Origin of the sequence: Aurantiacibacter hainanensis, assembly GCF_036321025.1 — a bacterium.
GTDB lineage: Bacteria > Pseudomonadota > Alphaproteobacteria > Sphingomonadales > Sphingomonadaceae > Alteraurantiacibacter > Alteraurantiacibacter hainanensis.
Genome location: NZ_JAZAPB010000002.1, coordinates 1,330,685 through 1,349,497, shown reverse-complemented (window position 1 = coordinate 1,349,497; position 18,813 = coordinate 1,330,685). Strand labels below are relative to the sequence as shown.

14 protein-coding genes are annotated in these 18,813 nt (G+C 64.3%); 4 read left to right on the top strand and 10 right to left on the bottom strand.

All coding sequences use genetic code 11. From position 1 onward, the window contains the following. The first annotated feature begins 142 nt into the window (after positions 1-142). The 3 genes from purF to AAA989_RS13905 all read left to right on the top strand — a co-directional run bounded on the left by purF (position 143) and on the right by AAA989_RS13905 (position 2,782). Positions 143-1,618 carry an amidophosphoribosyltransferase gene (gene purF / locus AAA989_RS13915; RefSeq protein ID WP_338244560.1) on the top strand — a complete coding sequence of 492 codons (1,476 nt, stop codon included), beginning with the start codon at positions 143-145 and terminating at the stop codon, positions 1,616-1,618. Then, entirely contained in the window at positions 1,619-2,350 is a 732-nt protein-coding gene (locus tag AAA989_RS13910) for an SDR family NAD(P)-dependent oxidoreductase (protein ID WP_338244558.1), read from the top strand. A gap of 102 nt (positions 2,351-2,452) precedes the next feature. Further along, on the top strand, positions 2,453-2,782 hold the full coding sequence (locus AAA989_RS13905) for a PilZ domain-containing protein (protein WP_338244556.1): 330 nt from the start codon (positions 2,453-2,455) through the stop codon (positions 2,780-2,782). Between the two features lie 81 nt (positions 2,783-2,863). Here the strand turns inward: AAA989_RS13905 and AAA989_RS13900 are convergent, their stop codons facing one another. The 7 genes from AAA989_RS13900 to AAA989_RS13870 form a co-directional block, all read right to left on the bottom strand. Beyond that, entirely contained in the window at positions 2,864-5,446 is a 2,583-nt protein-coding gene (locus AAA989_RS13900; protein ID WP_338244554.1) for a zinc-dependent metalloprotease, read from the bottom strand. Between the two features lie 99 nt (positions 5,447-5,545). After that, positions 5,546-6,814: a UDP-N-acetyl-D-mannosamine dehydrogenase gene (wecC, locus tag AAA989_RS13895; RefSeq protein ID WP_338244552.1), complete on the bottom strand. Its 1,269-nt coding sequence runs from the start codon at positions 6,812-6,814 to the stop codon at positions 5,546-5,548. Then, positions 6,811-7,965 carry a non-hydrolyzing UDP-N-acetylglucosamine 2-epimerase gene (wecB, locus tag AAA989_RS13890; protein ID WP_338244550.1) on the bottom strand — a complete coding sequence of 385 codons (1,155 nt, stop codon included), beginning with the start codon at positions 7,963-7,965 and terminating at the stop codon, positions 6,811-6,813. The genes wecC and wecB overlap by 4 nt, the downstream gene beginning before the upstream one ends. A 68-nt stretch (positions 7,966-8,033) precedes the next feature. Continuing rightward, entirely contained in the window at positions 8,034-9,275 is a 1,242-nt protein-coding gene (locus AAA989_RS13885) for a serine hydrolase domain-containing protein (RefSeq protein ID WP_338244548.1), read from the bottom strand. Beyond that, positions 9,272-10,531, bottom strand: coding sequence for a class I SAM-dependent methyltransferase (locus tag AAA989_RS13880; protein ID WP_338244547.1), 1,260 nt, complete (start codon positions 10,529-10,531; stop codon positions 9,272-9,274). Before AAA989_RS13880 ends, AAA989_RS13885 begins: the two co-directional genes overlap by 4 nt. Positions 10,532-10,552: 21 nt before the next feature. Continuing rightward, on the bottom strand, positions 10,553-11,953 hold the full coding sequence (locus AAA989_RS13875) for a cryptochrome/photolyase family protein (RefSeq protein WP_338245554.1): 1,401 nt from the start codon (positions 11,951-11,953) through the stop codon (positions 10,553-10,555). Between the two features lie 40 nt (positions 11,954-11,993). Next, positions 11,994-12,902: a metal-dependent hydrolase gene (locus tag AAA989_RS13870; protein WP_338244546.1), complete on the bottom strand. Its 909-nt coding sequence runs from the start codon at positions 12,900-12,902 to the stop codon at positions 11,994-11,996. Positions 12,903-12,988: 86 nt separating this feature from the next. Here AAA989_RS13870 and AAA989_RS13865 point away from each other — a divergent pair, with 86 nt between their 5' ends. Continuing rightward, the gene (locus AAA989_RS13865; protein ID WP_338244545.1) at positions 12,989-14,305 is read left to right on the top strand and encodes a GumC domain-containing protein; all 1,317 of its coding nucleotides are present in this window, start codon (positions 12,989-12,991) and stop codon (positions 14,303-14,305) included. Here the strand turns inward: AAA989_RS13865 and AAA989_RS13860 are convergent, their stop codons facing one another. From AAA989_RS13860 to AAA989_RS13850, 3 genes are all read right to left on the bottom strand, one after another. After that, on the bottom strand, positions 14,306-15,589 hold the full coding sequence (locus AAA989_RS13860) for an exopolysaccharide biosynthesis polyprenyl glycosylphosphotransferase (RefSeq protein ID WP_338244543.1): 1,284 nt from the start codon (positions 15,587-15,589) through the stop codon (positions 14,306-14,308). It lies immediately after the preceding gene. Between the two features lie 120 nt (positions 15,590-15,709). Then, on the bottom strand, positions 15,710-16,756 hold the full coding sequence (locus tag AAA989_RS13855) for a 2-oxoacid:ferredoxin oxidoreductase subunit beta (protein WP_338244541.1): 1,047 nt from the start codon (positions 16,754-16,756) through the stop codon (positions 15,710-15,712). Then, positions 16,753-18,678 (bottom strand): 2-oxoacid:acceptor oxidoreductase subunit alpha, encoded by a 1,926-nt coding sequence (locus AAA989_RS13850; protein ID WP_338244539.1) that lies wholly within the window; start codon positions 18,676-18,678, stop codon positions 16,753-16,755. Before AAA989_RS13850 ends, AAA989_RS13855 begins: the two co-directional genes overlap by 4 nt. Positions 18,679-18,813: the final 135 nt, after the last annotated feature.

The following is an 18,813-nucleotide window of genomic DNA, read 5'->3' as shown; positions in this document are numbered from 1 at the left end:
ACTTTCGTCAGCAAGGCCATAAGAAGCACGAATGGCGGAGGCGGAATTCCGCCCTTGTGTGCCCCGTTCCGGCGCGTCACCCCTTGTAATCGAACCGCAACATCGCCATTGGGGCAGCGCTGCTGGTCATAAACGGAAATCGATGAACTTCACCCATCCCTTCCTTGACGGAGACGGTGACGACAAGCTGCACGAAGAGTGCGGCGTGTTCGGCATCATTGGCGCGTCCGATGCTTCCGCCGCCTGTGCGCTGGGGCTGCACGCCCTGCAGCACCGCGGGCAGGAAGCCGTCGGCATCACCAGTTTCGACGGCGCGGAGTTCTTTACCCGCCGCGGGCTGGGCCATGTCGCCGACAATTTCTCGTCCGAAGAATCGATCGCCGAACTGCCCGGCCACATGGCCGGCGGTCACGTGCGCTATTCCACCACCGGCGGATCGGGCATGCGCAACGTGCAGCCGCTGTATGCGGACCTTGCGAGCGGCGGCTTTGCCGTCGCGCACAACGGCAACATCTCGAACGCCATGAAGCTGCGCCAGGAACTGGTCAGCAAGGGCGCGATCTTCCAGTCCACATCCGATACGGAAGTAATCATCCACCTGGTCGCCACCAGCCGCTATCCCACCATGCGCGACAAGCTGGTGGACGCGCTGCGCCTGGTGGAAGGTGCCTATGCGCTGATCGTGATGACACCCAAGGGCATGGCAGCCTGCCGCGACCCGATGGGCATCCGGCCGCTGGTGATGGGCAAGCTCGGCGATGCCACGGTGTTCGCCAGCGAGACCGTCGCACTCGACGTCGTCGGCGCCGAATTCACCCGCCAGGTGGACCCCGGTGAATTCATCGAGGTGGATTTCGACGGCACGATCCGTTCGCACCGGCCTTTCGGCGAGACCCGCCCGCGTCCGTGCATATTCGAGCACGTCTATTTCAGCCGGCCCGATTCCATCTTCAACAAGCGAAGCGTCTACGAAAGCCGCAAGAACATCGGTGCCGAACTGGCGCGCGAGGCTCCTTGCGATGCTGACCTGGTCGTGCCCGTGCCCGACAGCGGCGTTCCCGCCGCCATCGGCTACGCGCAGGAAAGCGGCATCCCGTTCGAGCTCGGCATCATCCGCTCGCACTATGTCGGGCGCACCTTCATCCAGCCCAGCGATGGCGCGCGTCACGCCGGCGTGAAGCGCAAGCACAACGCCAACCGCCTGCTGGTGGAAGGCAAGCGTATCGTGCTGATCGACGATTCCATCGTGCGCGGCACCACCAGCCTTAAGATTGTGCAGATGATGCGCGATGCGGGCGCTGCGGAAGTGCATTTCCGCGTCGCCAGTCCGCCCACCGGACACGGTTGCTATTATGGCGTCGACACGCCGGAGCGATCGAAACTTCTGGCGGGCCGGATGGATCTGAACGCCATGAAGGAGTTCATCCAGGCCGACAGTCTGGCCTTCGTTTCCATCGACGGGCTCTACCGCGCCGTCGGGCTGACGGGCCGCGACAGCGCCTGCCCGCAATACTGCGATGCCTGCTTTACCGGCGAATACCCCACTCCGCTGACCGATCTTTCGGCCCGGCAGGATGCGGAAGCGCAGCTATCCCTCCCGGTCCACAAGGTCGCCTGAATGTCCGATAATGCCGAGACGAAGCCGCTTGCGGGCAAGATCGCGCTTGTCACCGGCGCCAGTCGCGGCATTGGCGCAGCCACTGCCCGCGCGCTGGCCGCCAAGGGCGCGCATGTCGTACTGACGGCGCGCAAGGTGAAGGACCTGGAGGCGGTGGAAGACGATATCCACGACGCCGGCGGCACCTCCACCATCGCCCCGCTGGACCTTACCGATGGCGAGAGCATCGGGCGACTGGCCCAGGCCATCGCCGAGCGGTGGGACAAGCTGGATATCCTGGTGATCTGCGCCGCGCAGATGCCCACCTTGACGCCAGTCACTCAGATCGACGGCAAGCAGTTCAACCAGGCGTTGACGCTGAACGTGCTGGCGACGCAGGCGCTGCTTGCGGGTTTCGATCCGCTGCTCAAGCGCTCGAAGAACGGGCGGATCATCGGCCTCACCAGCTCCGTAGGTGCGAACCCGCGTCCGTTCTGGGCTGCCTACGGCGCCAGCAAGGCGGCGTTCGACAACCTGCTTGAATCGCACGGCCAGGAAGTGGAGCGCATTTCCGAGACCCGTGTCGCCATCGTCGATCCAGGTGCGACTCGCACCGACATGCGCGCCCGCGCCTACCCTGGCGAAGATCCCGAAACGGTGAAGCCTCCGCAGGTCGTGGGAGAGCGGATCGCGGAAATGCTGGTGGAAGATTTCCCCAATCTCCACCGCGAACGAGTGGAAACGTCGCATTAACCACGCATTTTAGGTCCTGTTTAACGCTGCTGGGACATTGTGCGCAAAGGACGCCCCGAAGGGCGGGTTTGACGATACTCCAGCAAACGGGATTTTGCCGCGATGAGCATGCAGAACACCATGGGCCGCTACGATATCGCCGCGCAGGAAGATCGCAGCGCGCCGCGTACCAGGATCATGATCCCCGCCCAGCTGCGCGGATCGGGCATGCGCGCCTTCCAGACGGTCGTGAACGACCTGTCGCTGTCGGGCTTTTCCGCGACGGCGCTGAACCGCATGCATCCCGGCTCCGTCTGCTGGCTGACCCTGCCCGGCCTCGAATCGCTGCAGGCCGAGGTGGTGTGGTGGGAAAACGGCCAGTGCGGCTGTGCCTTCACCAACCTGCTGTCGCCCATCGTCCACGACAATATCCTGGCCCGCTACCGCGGCTAGGATCGCCGGCAGAGGTGACGTGAAAAAAGGGGCGCCGAGGCGCCCCTTTTCTCGTTCCTGATAGCCGTCTTTCGAAGCGCCTCAGCGACGCTCGAATTCCTCGATCAGAGATGTGAGGTGCGCACGGTGCGCCTGCGTTTCCGCGTTGGCGATCGGCGCAGCGGCCAGGGTCTTGATGCGATCGATCCCCGCAAGCGCAGCCGAACGGGCGACATAGTCGTATCCCGGCTGCGATTGAATCCCGCTGGGCGTGGTCTCCGACCCGCCGCCTGCACCCGATGCGATACCGATCAGGCGGGTGAGATATTCAATCTGCAGGTTCTGGCGATAGGTGTTCACCGGCGTCGTGGCGTCGGCATCGAACATGACGCCAGTCAGTTCGCTGACGTAGGTGCTTGCCGGGTAGTCGCCGCCATAGCGCCGCGAATCGGTAAGCCTGGTCAGCACGTTGGGATGCAGCAGGTGGTTCAGCAGCGATCGCTGGATATTCAGCGCCCTGGCATGCGGCTTGGGGTCAACGTTGACGCCGTAGGAATCGAAGCTGCGCCGCTCTACCTGCAGCCGGTTGAGGAAGTTCTCGCCGCCGCTGAAGGCATCCGGCCCGAAGGCGATTCGGTCAAGCACGGCCAGCGCCCGGCGCTGCTCCTGTGCAGGCACGGGAACGAATGGCTCTTCGGCACCCGGCTGACCCACCGCCGCACGGTTGTTGTAGACACCGGCAATCCAGCGCGAGGCCACGTTCGCGGCCACGGCCTTGGCCCCGGTCAGGATCATGTAGCTGTTGTACAGCGCCTGATAGCTATCGCCGGATTCCAGCATTCGATCGGGAAGCACCGCCAGCGTCTGATCGACCAGCATGGCCTGCTGCCCTGCCCAGCCGATGGGATCGTCCGAAAGATCGTCGATCATCACGCGCGGATCGATATGTTGGCCCGGAGCCCGCATGTCGTCCGCATCGTTGCCGAAGGCCAGCGCAGGCTCGGTCGAGCGGGCCAGAATTGCATCGCGCGAATCTTCGCCAGGACGGTAGCCGAACTCGATCGCCCAAAGGTCGTAGGCACCTGGACGAGTGATCGCGAACTGGCCCTGCGTCTGCCCCGGTCGGGCCACGTTGATCGCCGGATACTCCATCACCGAGTTTGTCGGCGGCGTGGCGGTGGAGCCCAGTGCCTGCAAGGACACCGAGTTCGACGAGCGCATGTTGTGATTGAGGCCCAGGGTGTGACCGATTTCGTGCAGCACCAGATAGTAGAGCTCCTGCTCGACCAGCTGGCCCATGACCTCCGGCCCGGCACCTTGCGCCATCAGCACCGCACGCGCGGTCATCATCTTGGCCTGGATGTGGCTGCCCAGCGTGCAGGCCGGTCCGAAATGACCCTGTAGCGGCAGGACACTCGATGCCTCTCCGGCGCCCTGCCACCCTGCGGGAAGACCGGTGGTGTCGAAAATCTCTTCATATTTCAGCCGGTTCGTCAGGTAGACGTATTCCAGCATGATGTCCGCGCCGATGATTTCGCCGGTGCGCGGATTGATGAAGCTGGGCCCGTAACCGCCGAATGGCGGATTGGGCGAGGACGTCCAGCGCAGGACGTTGTAGCGCACGTCGCCCGCGTCCCATTCGGCATCGTCCGGCTGGGTTTCCACGCGGATAGCATTGGTGAAGCCGGCCGCCTCGAAAGCCTCGTTCCAGGCCAGGGCCGCATCGCGGATGGTATCGCGCAATTCGTGCGGCGTGGTGTTTTCGATCCAGAATGTGATCGGCTCCACCGGATCGGACAGAGCCGCGCGAGGGTTCTTCTTTTCCAGCCGCCAGCGAGTGATGACGTCACGATAGGGTGTGAAGGAAGTCGAGGTCAGGTCCGTCGTCTGACTGGTGAAGAAGCCGACCCGGTAATCGTCCATCCGCGGTTCGAACCCGGGTTCCGGCATCTCGAGAAAGGAGTGCTGAACCAGGATGGCGACCGAACGGGGATCGGTAATGTCGGCATTGCCGTAGTTCACCGGTGCCGGATTATCGAACACGTATTCGACGCGAATATCGGTATTTTCGGGAAAGCTGGCGAATTCGGTGATCTGGGACTTGCTGTCCGAAAGCTCGCCCAGGGCAAAGCTGGCGCCGGGTTTCGCATCGGGAGACTGCCAGGGCGTTAGCCTGTGCATGGCCTGGCCTTCCAGCAGCGCATCGGCGGATATCAGCACGCGGCTGCCGTCCTCGCTCTCGGCCTTGATCTCGACATTGCCGATGGGCGCGCGCGAGATGTTGGCATCTGCCGCGCGCGACAGGGCGTTGTCGGGATCGAAGTAGTAACTGGTGTTTACCGCGGCGATCTCGACACGGTCGAACCTGCGGTTGAAGGTTATGATGCGGTTGTCACGAAAATTGCCGCGGAAATGGCCCGCTTCTACCGGGCCGTTCTCCGTGTAGACGAAGTAAATGAACTCGTCGCCGAAGCGGTCGGCGGGGATTTCCAGGAAGACTTCGCCCGTCTCGGTGTTGCGGTAGAGTGGAAACAGGCCGTCGCTCTTTTCGAAGTCCGCGACGAAATCGGAAAGGGTTTCGACCTCCTCCTCTTCGGTCTCGTCCTCATTCTCGCTTTCCTGCGCGTTGGCGCTCGTCGCGGCGATCAGCGCGGCACCCCAAACGGCAAAGCATTTCTTCTTCATGAATTCCCCCAAGAGTGGAACGTCCCGGGGGGAATACTCTTCGCATTTCGCCAGTTATTGCAAGGCGCAAGTGGATGCGAGAGACGAAAGTCGGTTCCTTCAGTCCCGTTCGACGGCCTTCGCCTTGCGGGTGAAAAACATGCCGGTGGTATCCACCACGGCCTTCGACAGGTAGCTGTCACCCTCCAGGCGCTTGAACTGCCGATGTCCGACCAGGAACGTGACGATATCGGCCTGTTCGCGCGCTTCATCCGAAGTTGCGAGGCGCACGTTGTCGAACGCGGCCAGCGAGGCGGGCAAACTGTCGAGATTGGGCTCCACCACCAGCACCTGCGCACCTTCTATCCGGGCAACCTCCTCCACGATTTCCAGCGCCGGGCTTTCGCGCACGTCGTCGACATCGGGCTTGTAGGTGATGCCGTAGCAGGCGATCTTGGGTATCTTGAAGCGGTCCGCCAGCGCGCGGATCTGCGCCACCACGCGGTGCGGCTTGTCGTCGTTCACGAGCCGCGCCGTGCGGATCAGGCGGGCCTCGTCCGGCGCGCTGGAGACGATGAACCAGGGATCGACCGCGATGCAGTGGCCGCCCACACCCGCGCCCGGCATCAGGATGTTCACACGCGGATGCTGGTTGGCCAGCTCGCGCACCTGCCAGATATCGGTGCCCAGCTTCTCGCAGATGATGGACAGTTCGTTGGCGAAGGCGATGTTGACGTCGCGGTAGGCGTTCTCCGACAGCTTGCAGAGTTCGGCGACGCGGCTGTCGGTAACGTAGCAGGTGCCCATGACGAAGCTCTGGTAGAGCCGCGCGGCCTTGTTGGCGCAGGCCATGGTCATGCCGCCAATGATCCGGTCGTTGGAAACGAGCTCACGCAGCATCTGGCCGGGCAGGATGCGCTCGGGGCAATGGCACAGCGCCACGTCAGCCTCGCGGTCCTCGTCGCGGTAGCGCGGGAACGTGAGGTCGGGCCGCTCCTCGGCGAAGATCTCTGCCAGCCGCTCGGTGGAGCCGACGGGAGAGGTGCTCTCGAGGATCACCACGTTGCCCTTTTCCAGCACCGGCGCGATGGTGCGCGCGGCGCGCTCCACGAACGTCATGTCGGGGCCTTCGTCCACCATGGGCGTAGGCACGGCGATCAGGAAGAACTCGGCAGGCTCGGGCCTGGTCGTGGCGCGCAGGCGACCCGTATCCACGGCGGCGGACAGCAGCATCTGCAGGTCCGGCTCCTGGAAATGGGCGCGACCTTCGTTCACGGCCGCGACGACGCCCTCGTTCACGTCGAGGCCTATCACCTCATGACCGCGGCTCGCCAGCATGGCGGCAGTGGGCAGGCCGATATAGCCGAGACCGACGGTGCAGACCTTCATCGGGCTGACGCTTTCACGAAAGCGGCGACGCTGGCGGCAATCTTTTCAGCCGCGGTGCCATCACCGTAGGGGAACACGGGGCGGGCGCGACTGGCGTAAAGGGCATCGTCGGACAGCAACTGGCAGACGCCGCGCACGATGGCATCGACATCCGTGCCGACCAGCGTGGCGACACCTGTCTCCACCGCCTCGGGCCTCTCGGTCACATCGCGCATCACCAGCACCGGCTTGCCCAGCGCTGGCGCCTCTTCCTGAATGCCGCCGCTATCGGTCAGCACCAGGTGCGCGGCCTTCATCAGCGCCACCATCTGCAGGTAATCGACCGGCGCGATCAGGTGCACGTCGGCGCAATCGCCCAGCCGCGCTTCAACCACGTCCTTCACCTGCGGGTTGAGGTGGACTGGATAGACGATCTGCGCGTCGCCGCGCGCGGCAATGGCCTTCAGCGCCTCGCAGATCCGGCCAAAACCCTCGCCGAAGCTTTCGCGCCGGTGGCCGGTGACGAGCACCAGCTTCTTCGCCGGATCGAGATTGACAGGCAGCCCAGCCAATTCGTCGCCCGTCAGCCGTTCGGCAACATGCAGCAGCGCATCGATGCCGGTGTTGCCGGTAACTTCGATACGGCGTTCGCAATCGCGCTCGTTACGGAGATTCTGCGCCGCGCCTGCGGTGGGTGCCCACAGCAATTCGGCCACGGCGTCGATGGAAACGCGGTTATATTCCTCGGGCCATGGCCGCATGATGTCATGACTGCGCAGGCCCGCCTCGACATGCCCGACGGGCACCCTGGCATAGAAAGCGGCCAGCGCAGCCGCCATCGCGCTCGTGGTGTCGCCGTGGACCAGCACCAGGCCTGGCCGGTGCTGCGCGATCAGGCCTTCCATCTCGCGCATCACGCGGGCGGTGATGTCGGACAGGGTCTGTCCCGGCGTCATGAGGTCGAGATCGATGTCGGCCCGTTCGTCGAACACGGCGAAGACCTGGTCCAGCATCTGCCGGTGCTGGCCCGTCGTCACCACCTTCAGGTCGACTTCCGGCACATGGCGCAAGGCGCGAACCACGGGCAGCATCTTGATCGCCTCGGGACGGGTCCCGATGACGAGAAGCACGGGCGTCACCGGATGGGCGCCGACGAGGGGGTCTGGGGACATCTCAACCACGCCCCGGCCCTAGCGAATCCGGGTAAAAACATTGCTACCGGCGCGTTCACCTTCCGGCTTTAGCGGACCATCGGTTCTGCCGGTTCGCCAACCCGCTCGCCCTGCTCCCCGCGCCGCGCATCAACGGCGACCTGCACGGCTTCGTAGAAACGGTTACGCTCCGCCCCTGCCCCGTCGTCGCCGGTGGACTGTCGCCAGTTGGAATTGGTCGCGATCACCAGATTGCGTGCCGGATCGACGAAGATGCCCTGGCCGAAAAGGCCGCTGGCGGCGTAGGCACCGCCGGGATAGGTCCACCACTGGTAGGCATAGCCGCGACCGAAGCGTCCGGTTTCGAACACCGGCGTGGTCGCTTCCTCGAACCAGCCCTCTGGCACCACGCGCTCTCCGCCCGCCATGCCACCGCCCAGGGTGAACAGGCCGAAGCGGGCGAAATCGCGCGTGCTTGCCTGGATGCAGCAACCGGAAATCTCGCTGTCCGTGCTGGAGAGAAGCCATGTCGCGTCCTGCTCCATCCCGAACGGCTGCCACACCTTTTCCGAAAGGTAGTCCGCCAGGGGCTTGCCGGTCGCTTCGCGCACCAGCACGCCAATCAGGTTCGTCTCGCCGGTGTTGTACTGCCAGCGCGTGCCGGGCTCCACCTCACGCGGCAACTGGCGCATGTAGTCCACCAGGGCATCGACGCCTTCCTCGGTCGGCTCGTGCTCGCTGAAGCGGGCGACGTCGCTCTCGGGATCGGAATAGTCCTCGCTCCAGCGCACGCCGCTGCTCATCGTCATCAGCTGGCGAATGGTGACATCGTCGTAGGCGGAGCCCCGCATGTCGGGCAGGTACTTGCTGACGGGATCGTCGAGGCTTTCGATATAGCCGTCCGCCAGCGCCGCACCGACCAGCGTGGACGTAAAGCTCTTGGCGACGGAAAAGCTGGTCCACTTGCCATCGGCACTGAAATCCAGGCCGTAGCGCTCCAGCACGACCTCGCCGTCGTGGACTACCACCACTCCGGCTGCGTTCTGCCCCTGCATGAAGGCATCCATGTCGAAGCCGGGCAAGTCCAGCGGCTCCCCGTCAGGCAGCGGATAGGCGCTGCCCCCTGCCTCGATCACCCGCGCCTGCGCCAGGGCGGGAAATGCATCGAGTGCGCGGAACGCGGCGGTGCGGGTATCCTCCGGCCAGAACAGCACGTCGCGGTTCGTCGGCATGTTGGCGAGAACGGCGCGCTGGTCCCGGTCGAGCGAGAACCACACGGCCCCGCCCGCCACCACCAGCAGGGCAAGGACGCCGACAATCCATTTCTTCATTCCGTATCCTTCACAAGGGTGACCTGGTGCACATCGATGCCCTTCCCGCAAAATCCACCCTCGCAATACATCAGGTAATACCGCCACAAGTCGCTGAATCGTTTGTCGAAATCGGCAGGCAGGCGCCCCGCCTGACAGGCGTTGTCGAAGCGTTCGCGCCAGGCTTTCAGCGTCTCGGCATAGTCCAGGCCGAAATCGCGCTGGTCGGTCCAGCGCAGGCCCCGCTGCTCGGCCAGTTGGCGGAATTCGCTGGTGCGGATCAGCATGCCGCCCGGAAATACGTAGGCCTGGATGAAATCGGCGCTGGCGGCGTAAGCATCGAAGATCGGTTCCACGATCGAGATGTACTGGATCGCCGCGCGCCCGCCCGGCTTCAGGTTGCGCGCCAGGCAATCCATGAAGGCGGGCCAGTATTCGCGGCCCAGCGCCTCCACCATTTCCACGCTGACGATGGCATCGAACCGCCCATCCATGTCGCGATAGTCGCGCTTGAGGAACTGCGGTCCGGCATTCTCGCGGCGTGCCCAGGCCAGCTGGCTCTCGGAAATGCTGATGGCGGTAACGTCGCGTCCCTGCCCGGCCAGGTGCGCGGACAGCGAGCCCCATCCGCAACCAATTTCCAGCACGCTCCGCGCCTCTCCGATGCGCTCGGAAAGCGCCTGCCATTTGCGCCTTTGCGCTGCTTCCAGCCCGTCAGTTCCGTAATCCAGCGCGCTGGAATAGGTCATCGTGGGATCGAGCCAGGCGGCGTAGAAATCGTTGCCGAGATCGTAGTGCGCGTGGATGTTCTTCGCCGCCCCTTCGCGGGTGTTGCGCTTTAGGGCGTGCATGGCGCGCGCCGCCAGTCGCCACGGCCCCTTGGCCCGCGCGGCATCGCCCAGCGATACGGCGTTCGCCATGAACAGCGCGAACAGCGGCACCGGGTCGGGGCTGGACCATTCGCCCGCCTCCCACGCCTGGTACCAGCCGACCGATCCGCCGGTCGCCAGCCGCAGGAGGCCGCGCCAGTCGTGCAGCGCCACCTCGCATTCGAAGCCGGGAGCGTTGCCGCCCAGCGTGCGGCGGGTGCCGTCGGGAAGCGTCGCGTGAATGGCGCCGCTGGCCAGGCCGGCATCGATCCTGTCCAGGATGCGGGCAACGGCCGGGGCGAACAGACGCGCCAGCAGGCCGGGTTCCACCCCATAGCGCCGCCCTTCCGCGAGCAGCGTCTCACCTCTTGCGCCGGCCTCCTCCATGCGGGCCTTATGACGCCGCATGGTCGGGTTCTCAAGCCGCGATCAGTCCTTGTTCCGGTGGTAATTTTCCAGCGCCCGTTCGCGCGCTTCCCTGTGCCCGATCAGCTTGGCCGGATAGTCGTCGGGACGGCGCTTGTCGGAAGGATCATGAATATCCTCGTCCGACAGGTCGGCCAGTTCGGGCACGTATTCGCGAATGTAGTCGCCTGCATCGAACTTCTCGCTCTGGCTGAGAGGAGCCATGATTCGCACGAACATGTTGCTGTCCACGCCCGTGCCGCTGACCCACTGCCAGTTGGTGCCGTTGCTGGCATAGTCGGCATCCACCAGCGTGTCCCAGAACCACTTTTCACCGTGGCGCCAGTCGATCAGCAGGTGCTTCACCAGGAAGCTGGCGGTGATCATGCGCACGCGGTTGTGCATCCAGCCGGTCTTCCACAGCTGCCGCATCCCGGCATCGACGATGGGATAGCCGGTGCGGCCCATCTGCCAGGCCTCCAGTTCCTCCTGAATCACGTGGCCGCGATTGGGATTGCGCCAGAAGTTCGTGTCGTAGAGGTCGCGATAGGGTTTCTCGCCATAGTCGGGAAACTGGCAGGCCAGCGTCTGCGCATAGTCGCGCCAGATCAGCTCGGCCCGGAACATGCGCGCGCCGGAACTCGTGTGGCGGCTCATCCGGTCCCAGAGCATGCGCGGGCTGACTTCTCCGTGATGCAGGTGCGGCGACATGCGGCTCGTGGCATCCTCCGCCGGCAGGTTGCGGTCGTCGGTGTAGTCCTTGCTGACCTCCAGAAACTCATCGAACCGATCCATCGCCGCAGCGGTCCCGTGCTGCCCGCTCCAGAATTCGCGCATGCCGCCGGCCCAGTCGGGATTTGACGGCAGCAGGCCCCAGTCGTCCAGCTTGTCGCTGTCGGGCCAGCTGTCCGGGCTGGAAAGGCTTGGTTCGGGCAGGATGTCGAACCCGTCGATCGCATCGAACATCGAATCCTTGAACGGCGTGAAGATTTTGTAGGGAGTGCCGCTGCCGGTAGTGACGGTGCCCGGCGGCAACAGGTAGTTGCCGTCGTGCAACTCCAGCGGAACGGTGTCCTTCAACTTGCCCTGCGCCTTGCGCCACCAGGGTTCGTAATGGCGCAGCGCATGGACGCATCCGGCGCCGGTCTCCTCCACCAGAGCGGGCAGTACGTCGCAGACGTTGCCGCGCCGCAACACCAGCCTAGACCCGTGGCGGCCAAGGTCCTTGCCCAGTTCCTCCAGCGCATGGTGAAGCCACCAACGGCTGGCTCCGCCCAGCTTGCGCCCCTCGGCAAAATCCTCGGGGGTTTCGTCGTCCAGTATGTAGACCGGAATGACCGGCCCTGCCTGCGCTGCAGCGGTAAAGGCCTGGTGATCGCAAAGGCGCAGGTCGCGCCGCAGCCAGACGATTTGTGGTGCCGAGATACTCCGTCTCCAGAAGCCGTGGTTCGTGTCTGCAATTAATCTAGTTGGGCCGCGGTTCCGAACATAGACCATCGGGCAGGGTCACGCTGAAACGCCCTTCGGTGACGCTGTAATAGCGGGCATCGCCCAGCAGGTATCGACTGTCCTTCAGCCTCGTGATCACCGGTGCCCTGCTCCAGAACAGAAACGCGTCCACCTGATCGCTGCGCTGGCGCCCGGCGGCCAGATCGCAGGCGGAAAGCGGCACGTTGCCCACCCGCTCCCCATTCACGAAGTAGCTGCCGCTGCCGCTTACCCCGATGCTCTCGCGCTGCCAGAAAGTCAGCGGCGGCGGCGAGGATATCGTCTCCACGAATGCCGTATCGGCCATCCTGTCCACTTGCGAGATTGCATAGTTGGCGACGATGTAGATGCCGCAGAGCCCCAGCGCCGCGCGCGCCGCACCGCGCCATTCGCCCCCGCGCTTCTCGCGCCGTCGCGAAAGCCAGGTTCCGCCGATGAGCAGCGCCCACAACCAGACATCGATGATGAACAGCACGTCGCCGTAGAACCAGCGACTGGAAAACGGCTCCAGCAAGCGGATGCCGTAGACGTTCAGCCAGTCGAGCGCCGGATGGCTGAGGCACGCGATCAGCGTAACGCCGTAGAGCCATCCGAAATGGACGGGGATTCTGCCTTCCGGCCGCTTGCCGCGAGAGCCCTGCCAGCGATCCCACCCCCACAACAGCGTCGCCAGCACCAGTGGCAGCAATACGAGTGCAATCGGCCCGTGGGTAATTCCGCGACGGAAGGCCAGGTGCTCGACGCCCTCCAGCCAGAAGAAGCATGCCGCATCCACATCGGGCAGGTTGGCGCCAAGGATCAGCGCGGGCATTGCCAGCCCGGTCTTCTTCTTCAGCCCGGCCTGACCGATCAGCGCGCCCGTCAGCGAATGTGTGAGATTGTCCATCGAGGCGCGACCTTAATGCGCACCTATCAAAGCACTAGCCCCCGCAGCCTCTTTTCCGCCGGCCACCATGGGGCTAGGCAGTTCGCATGAAGGGGACCTACGACGAGGCGGACTATCTCTCAAACGCACCGCGCGCGGTGCGCTGGCGTCCCGCGTGGTTACGACTGGGCCTGCCGATCGTCGGCATCTTCGTTGCGGCCGGGGGCATCGCAGCAGCCATCGGCCTGACGTCGGAGGAAATCTACGAGGCCGAAGCGGAGATCGAACTCATCACTCCGGCGGGTCTGGGCGAAGACGCTGCCCTGCCGCTCCCGGCGGAACGGATCGCCGCGGCCCGTACATCCGCCGTGGCGACCCAGGCCGTCGTGCAACTTCGCCTGCTGGACGACCCGGCGTTTCTTACAGCGCACCCCTCGCTCGATACCGCGCAGACCGATCCGGCCCAGTTGCGCGCCCGCGCGGCCTCAATCTTGCTGGCGAACATGGATACCGGGATCGATGATGGCGGCAGCATCGCCAGCATCTCATACCGCTCTCCCGATCGCTTCCTGGCAACCAGGATCGCCGATGGACTTGCCCTCGCCTTCATCCCCGTCGACGCCCAGCGCATGACGGGCGTCGCCAACGGCTCGCGAGCCGAGCTGGAAGCGCTGGTGGAACAGGTAAAGGGCGAACTCGACGCGGCCGAGCGCAGCCTGACCGAAGGCATGTCCGAAGCCGAGATCGTCGCCCTGCCCGATGCCGAGGCCGACCTGCTCGACGTGGACGGCAGCGACGCACTGAGCGCCGACGCCCGCCGCGCCCTGCAATCGCAACTGGAGCAGGTTCGGGCGCGGCTGGACGAAGTGGAGGCGGCGATCCTGAGCGGCGAGCTGGATACCAGCGATCCTGTCGTGACCCAGTTGCAGGAAAGGCGGGCCGGCCTGGACGCGGAATACCAGGCGATCGTGCAACAGTTCCGCGAGGACTATCCCGCGGCGCAGGACCTGCGCGAAAGAATGGACGTGATCGACGCCTCCCTGCAACGCGAGGCGGTGCGCCAGGCGGAGGATCTTTCGGCAGAAGCGCAGCAGTTGCGCATCCAGGAATCGGATATCCGCGCCCAGCTGGAGACACTGGGCTTCGAGGTCGCCGAACGCGGGACGGCGGGCATGGGCCTTGGCGACGTGCGGCAGGATGTCATGGAAAAGCGTGAACTCTACCAGTTGCTGCTGGCTCGCCTGGCTACGGCAGACGGAGAGGAGCTGTCCACCACGGCCCGGATAATCCAGCCCGCCTGGTTGCCGACCCGGCCCATGCTGCCGGACTGGCGCATCCTGATCGGAAGCGCATTGGCGATTGCCCTGCTGCTGTCGATCCTGCTGGTTTTCCATGACCGGCGGCGCCAGCGGGCCGCCTACTGATCACTTTGCCCCGTGGCCGGTGAGCACGACCTTGGCCGTGCGCATCAGGATCAGGAAATCCAGCCAGTACGAGAAGTTCTTGATGTAATAGAAGTCGTACTGAAGCTTGAAATCGATGTCCTGCAGATCGGTAACGTGGCCCTGGTTCACCTGCGCCCAGCCGGTGATGCCGGGCCGCACGATATGGCGATAATCGTAGAAGGGAATTTCCTGCTGGTACCATTCGCCGAGGTCCAGCGCTTCAGGCCGTGGTCCGATCCAGCTCATGTGACCGAGCAGGATGTTGATCATCTGCGGCAGCTCGTCGATCCGCGTCCGGCGCAGGAAAGCGCCCAGCCTGGTGATGCGCGGATCGTTCTCGCCCGTCATCGCCATGGCGCGTCGCTCCTCCAGGTCCTTCGATAGCTTTTCCCAGCGCATCGTGCGGAACTTGGTGACCTTGAAGGGCCTGCCCCGGAAACCGACCCGTTCCTGCCGGAACAGCACCGGGCCAGGCGAATCCAGTCTCACGAGCAAGGCCACCACCAGCAGCGGCAGGAAAAGCAGGGGAAGAAGGATCAGCACGAGGACAATGTCGAACAGCCGCTTCACGCGCATGAAGGTCATGTTCGGAAGCAGCGAGCCGAAGCTGTTTTCCGACAGGTGTTCCACCCACACGCGGCCCGTCGCCGCTTCGTAGACCTGCTTGAAATGGAATACCGGCACGCCTTCCAGCGCGGCATTGGCAAGCAACCGCTCCCAGTCGTCGTCCAAGTCGGCGTGCAGGTCGGCAACGATGATTGCCCCTTCATGCCTTGGCAGAACCGGTGCGATCAGATTCTGCACGATCAGTCCGACGTTGCTCAGCCTTTTGATCCGCCCTCCCGGCACGGTGTACAGGATCGTGCGATCCGCGCGCGTCGCGGCCGTCATCACGCCGATGTAGACGATGACGGAGCAACTGAAATTGATCAGCAGCACCTGGCTCGAATAGTCGAAGCGGAAAGCAAGGATGATCAGCGACACCGCGCCGAAACTGGCGATGAAGGTGGGCAGCACCGCGCCAAGCTGTTTCACGCCCGGATAGATGTTCACCCGCCGCGCAAAGAACACACCCGCCACCAGCGCGATGCTGGAGGCGATGACGCTGTTCTGCGCCGTGGGATTGTAGAACGCCGCGATGATCCCGTTGAAATAGAAGAACGGCGGCAGGAGAGCGCCGAAGACGATGCAGACGAGCACCTGGAAGGCGAATGACCGGTAGATGCTCCGGCCATCCTGGATCAGCTCTGATGGAGCTGCCATGCGCATGACCCGGTCCACTCCCACCTCTTGCTATCGCTTCCTTTGCCACAGGAGCCGGACAGGCCAGGCCGAAGCGGAACCATGCCTTAAGCCGACCCCGCCGGAAGCGCAAGTTAGGGCCTACACGGGGTCAGTCGCGGTACCGCTGACGGTCCAGGTCTGGCCCTTGGCCAGCAACTGCGCGAGGCTGGTATCCTTGCCTTCGCTGGCGCGGCGCTTCTCCTCGTGCACGGCTTCTTCGTAGGTAGACGCGGGATTGTCGTAGATGACGCCCAGGGGCATGGGAAACTCGCCAAACGGCAGTTCCACCAGCATGTGCGCAAGCATGCGGTTGGTGGCATCGTGCACCAGCACGCCCGCCGCCTCTGCATCGCCATCGGGCACATCGACCACGTCGAACGAGAAGGTCTGCGCGTTCAGCTTCAGGCCCTTCACGCCGCCGGTCTTCTCGCTGCCGAACAGCATGGGCTTGCCGTGTTCCAGCCAAAGCTGCTGCTGGTCGGCGCCCTTGGGCTTGGCGAAATCGTCGAACACGTCCTTGTTGTAGACGATGCAGTTCTGGAAGATCTCGATGAAGGCGGCACCCTGGTGCGCATGAGCGGCCTTCAGAACGTCGGGCAGGTTCTTCGACACGTCGATGCCGCGACCCACGAACCGCGCGCCCGATCCCAGCGCGAAGGCGCAGGGGTTGGCCGGATGGTCCACCGAGCCCAGCGGTGTCGAGGGTGTGCGGGTGTGCTCGCGGCTGGTGGGCGAATACTGTCCCTTGGTCAGGCCGTAGATCTCGTTGTTGAACAGCATGATCTGCATGTTCACGTTGCGCCGCAGCACGTGCATCATGTGGTTGCCGCCGATCGACAGGCCATCGCCGTCGCCCGTCACCAGCCACACGTCGAGATTCGGATTGGCCAGCTTGATGCCCGTGGCAAAGGCCGGCGCGCGGCCGTGGATGGTGTGGAAGCCGTAGCTCTCCATGTAATATGGGAAACGGCTGGAACACCCGATACCGCTGACGAACACGGTATTCTTGGGATCGGCGCCAAGTTGCGGCAGCGTGCGCTGCACGGCCTTGAGAATGGCATAGTCGCCGCAGCCCGGGCACCAGCGAACTTCCTGGTCCGTCTCCCAGTCCTTCAGCGTGGTTTGGATGGGTGTCATTTCGTTCATTTCTCGACTCCCACGGGGTTGGGAAGCTGATCGTCGTTGGCGCGCACCTTGCCGCCGCATTTCTGATCGAGGCAGCGGCCGATGGCCTCTTCCAGCTCGGCGATCTTGAACGGCTGGCCGCTCGTCTTCGTCAGGCTTTCTGCATCGATCAGCAATTGGTCGCGCAGCAGTGTCTTGAACTGGCCGGTGTTCATTTCGGGCACCAGCACGTGGTCGAAGCCGGAAAGCAATTCGTCCAGGTTTTTCGGCAGGGGCCAGATGTGGCGCACGTGCACGTGCGAAACCTTTGCGCCCTTGTCGATCCAGCGGTTCACCGCCTGCTTGATCGGGCCATAGGTGCTGCCCCAGCCTACGACCACCAGGTCACCGCTGTCCTCGCCCCAGGCAACTTCCTGGTCAGGCACGTCGATGCCCAGCACCTTGTCGCGGCGCAACTGCGTCATGCGCTGGTGATTGTCGGGCGAATAGTCGATGTTGCCGGTCGTCTCGTGCTTCTCGATCCCGCCCACGCGGTGCATCAGGCCGGGCGTGCCGGGCTTCACCCACGGGCGCGCGCCCTTCTCGTCGCGGCGGTAAGGCTCGAAGGTCTCGCCCTCGGGAATTTCTTCCAGGAACCTGGCCGGGAATTTCTCGTAGGCGGACGGATCGGGCACTTTCCACGGCTCGGCGGCATTGGCGATGTAGCCGTCTGTCAGCAGCATGACGGGGGTCATGTACCGGGTGGCGATGCGGCAGGCCTCAATGGCGACCTCGAAGGCGTCGGCCGGGCTGCGCGCCGCGATCACGGGCATCGGTGCGTCTCCGTTGCGGCCGTAGACCGCCTGGTAGAGGTCGCTCTGCTCCGTTTTCGTCGGCAAGCCAGTGGAGGGGCCGCCGCGCTGCGAGTTCACGATCACTAGCGGCAGTTCCACCATGATGCCGAGACCCATGGCCTCGGTCTTCAGCGCGATGCCGGGGCCGGATGAGCTGGTGACGCCCAGTTGCCCGGCATAGCTCGCTCCGATGGCGGCGCAGATGGCGGCAATCTCGTCTTCCGCCTGGAAAGTGGTGACGTCGAATTCCTTGAGCCGCGCCAGGTGGTGCAGGATCGCGCTGGCGGGCGTGATCGGATAGCCGCCGAAGAACATCGGCAGCTCGGCCAGTTGAGCGCCCGCGACGAGGCCCAGCGACACGCTCTCCGCGCCGGTGATGGTGCGGTAGAGGCCCGGTTCTGCGGGACGCGGCGGCAGATGCACCTGCTTCAGCGGGCCGGAAAGCTCTGCCGTCTCGCCATAGGCATGGCCTGCGTTCAGCGCAGCGATGTTCGCCTCGGCAATGTCGGGATTGCGGCGGAACTTCTGCCGCAGCCATTCCTGCAACGGCTCGCGCGGCCGGTCGAACATCCACAGTGCCAGGCCCAGCGTCCACATGTTCTTGGACCTGAGGGCATCCTTGTTGCCGAGGCCGAATTCCTTCACCGCCTCGATCGTGCGTTCGGAAATGTCGAAGGCCAGCAGGTCGTATTCGGCAAGGCTGCCGTCTTCCAGCGGGTTGGTCTGGTAATGCGCCTTGTCGAGATTGCGCTGCGTGAAGGCACCGCTGTCGGCGATGATCAGGCCGCCGGGTGCCAGCGATGCGAGATTCACCTTCAGCGCCGCCGGGTTCATCGCCACAAGCACATCGGGCGCGTCGCCGGCGGTGTTGATCTGGCGGCTGCCGAAATTGATCTGGAAAGCCGAAACTCCGAACAGCGTGCCCTGCGGCGCGCGGATTTCGGCGGGGAAATCGGGGAATGTCGCAAGGTCATTGCCAGCCAGCGCGGTGGACAGCGTAAACTGTCCGCCGGTCAACTGCATGCCGTCGCCACTATCGCCCGCGAAACGGACGACCATGGAATCCAGTGCTTGGGTATCGGCCTGTGTGTCAGCCGTCTGTCTCGCCATCAAAAACTCTTTCTGCCGCTCAGGAGCATATGGCCCCAAGGGTATGACGGCGACCTAGGTTCCCGTTGCGTCCGAAACAATCAAGTTTTTCTGTTTCGGCGGCAATAGCTGGCATTCGCCTCTCCACCATCCTAG

Excerpts from the sequence above, each read along its gene's own strand:
- purF (WP_338244560.1), top strand. The coding sequence starts at position 143 with ATGAACTTCACCCATCCCTTCCTTGACGGAGACGGTGACGACAAGCTG.
- AAA989_RS13910 (WP_338244558.1), top strand. The coding sequence starts at position 1,619 with ATGTCCGATAATGCCGAGACGAAGCCGCTTGCGGGCAAGATCGCGCTT.
- AAA989_RS13905 (WP_338244556.1), top strand. The coding sequence starts at position 2,453 with ATGAGCATGCAGAACACCATGGGCCGCTACGATATCGCCGCGCAGGAA.
- AAA989_RS13900 (WP_338244554.1), bottom strand. The coding sequence starts at position 5,446 with ATGAAGAAGAAATGCTTTGCCGTTTGGGGTGCCGCGCTGATCGCCGCG.
- wecC (WP_338244552.1), bottom strand. The coding sequence starts at position 6,814 with ATGAAGGTCTGCACCGTCGGTCTCGGCTATATCGGCCTGCCCACTGCC.
- wecB (WP_338244550.1), bottom strand. The coding sequence starts at position 7,965 with ATGTCCCCAGACCCCCTCGTCGGCGCCCATCCGGTGACGCCCGTGCTT.
- AAA989_RS13885 (WP_338244548.1), bottom strand. The coding sequence starts at position 9,275 with ATGAAGAAATGGATTGTCGGCGTCCTTGCCCTGCTGGTGGTGGCGGGC.
- AAA989_RS13880 (WP_338244547.1), bottom strand. The coding sequence starts at position 10,531 with ATGCGGCGTCATAAGGCCCGCATGGAGGAGGCCGGCGCAAGAGGTGAG.
- AAA989_RS13870 (WP_338244546.1), bottom strand. The coding sequence starts at position 12,902 with ATGGACAATCTCACACATTCGCTGACGGGCGCGCTGATCGGTCAGGCC.
- AAA989_RS13865 (WP_338244545.1), top strand. The coding sequence starts at position 12,989 with ATGAAGGGGACCTACGACGAGGCGGACTATCTCTCAAACGCACCGCGC.
- AAA989_RS13860 (WP_338244543.1), bottom strand. The coding sequence starts at position 15,589 with ATGGCAGCTCCATCAGAGCTGATCCAGGATGGCCGGAGCATCTACCGG.
- AAA989_RS13855 (WP_338244541.1), bottom strand. The coding sequence starts at position 16,756 with ATGAACGAAATGACACCCATCCAAACCACGCTGAAGGACTGGGAGACG.
- AAA989_RS13850 (WP_338244539.1), bottom strand. The coding sequence starts at position 18,678 with ATGGCGAGACAGACGGCTGACACACAGGCCGATACCCAAGCACTGGAT.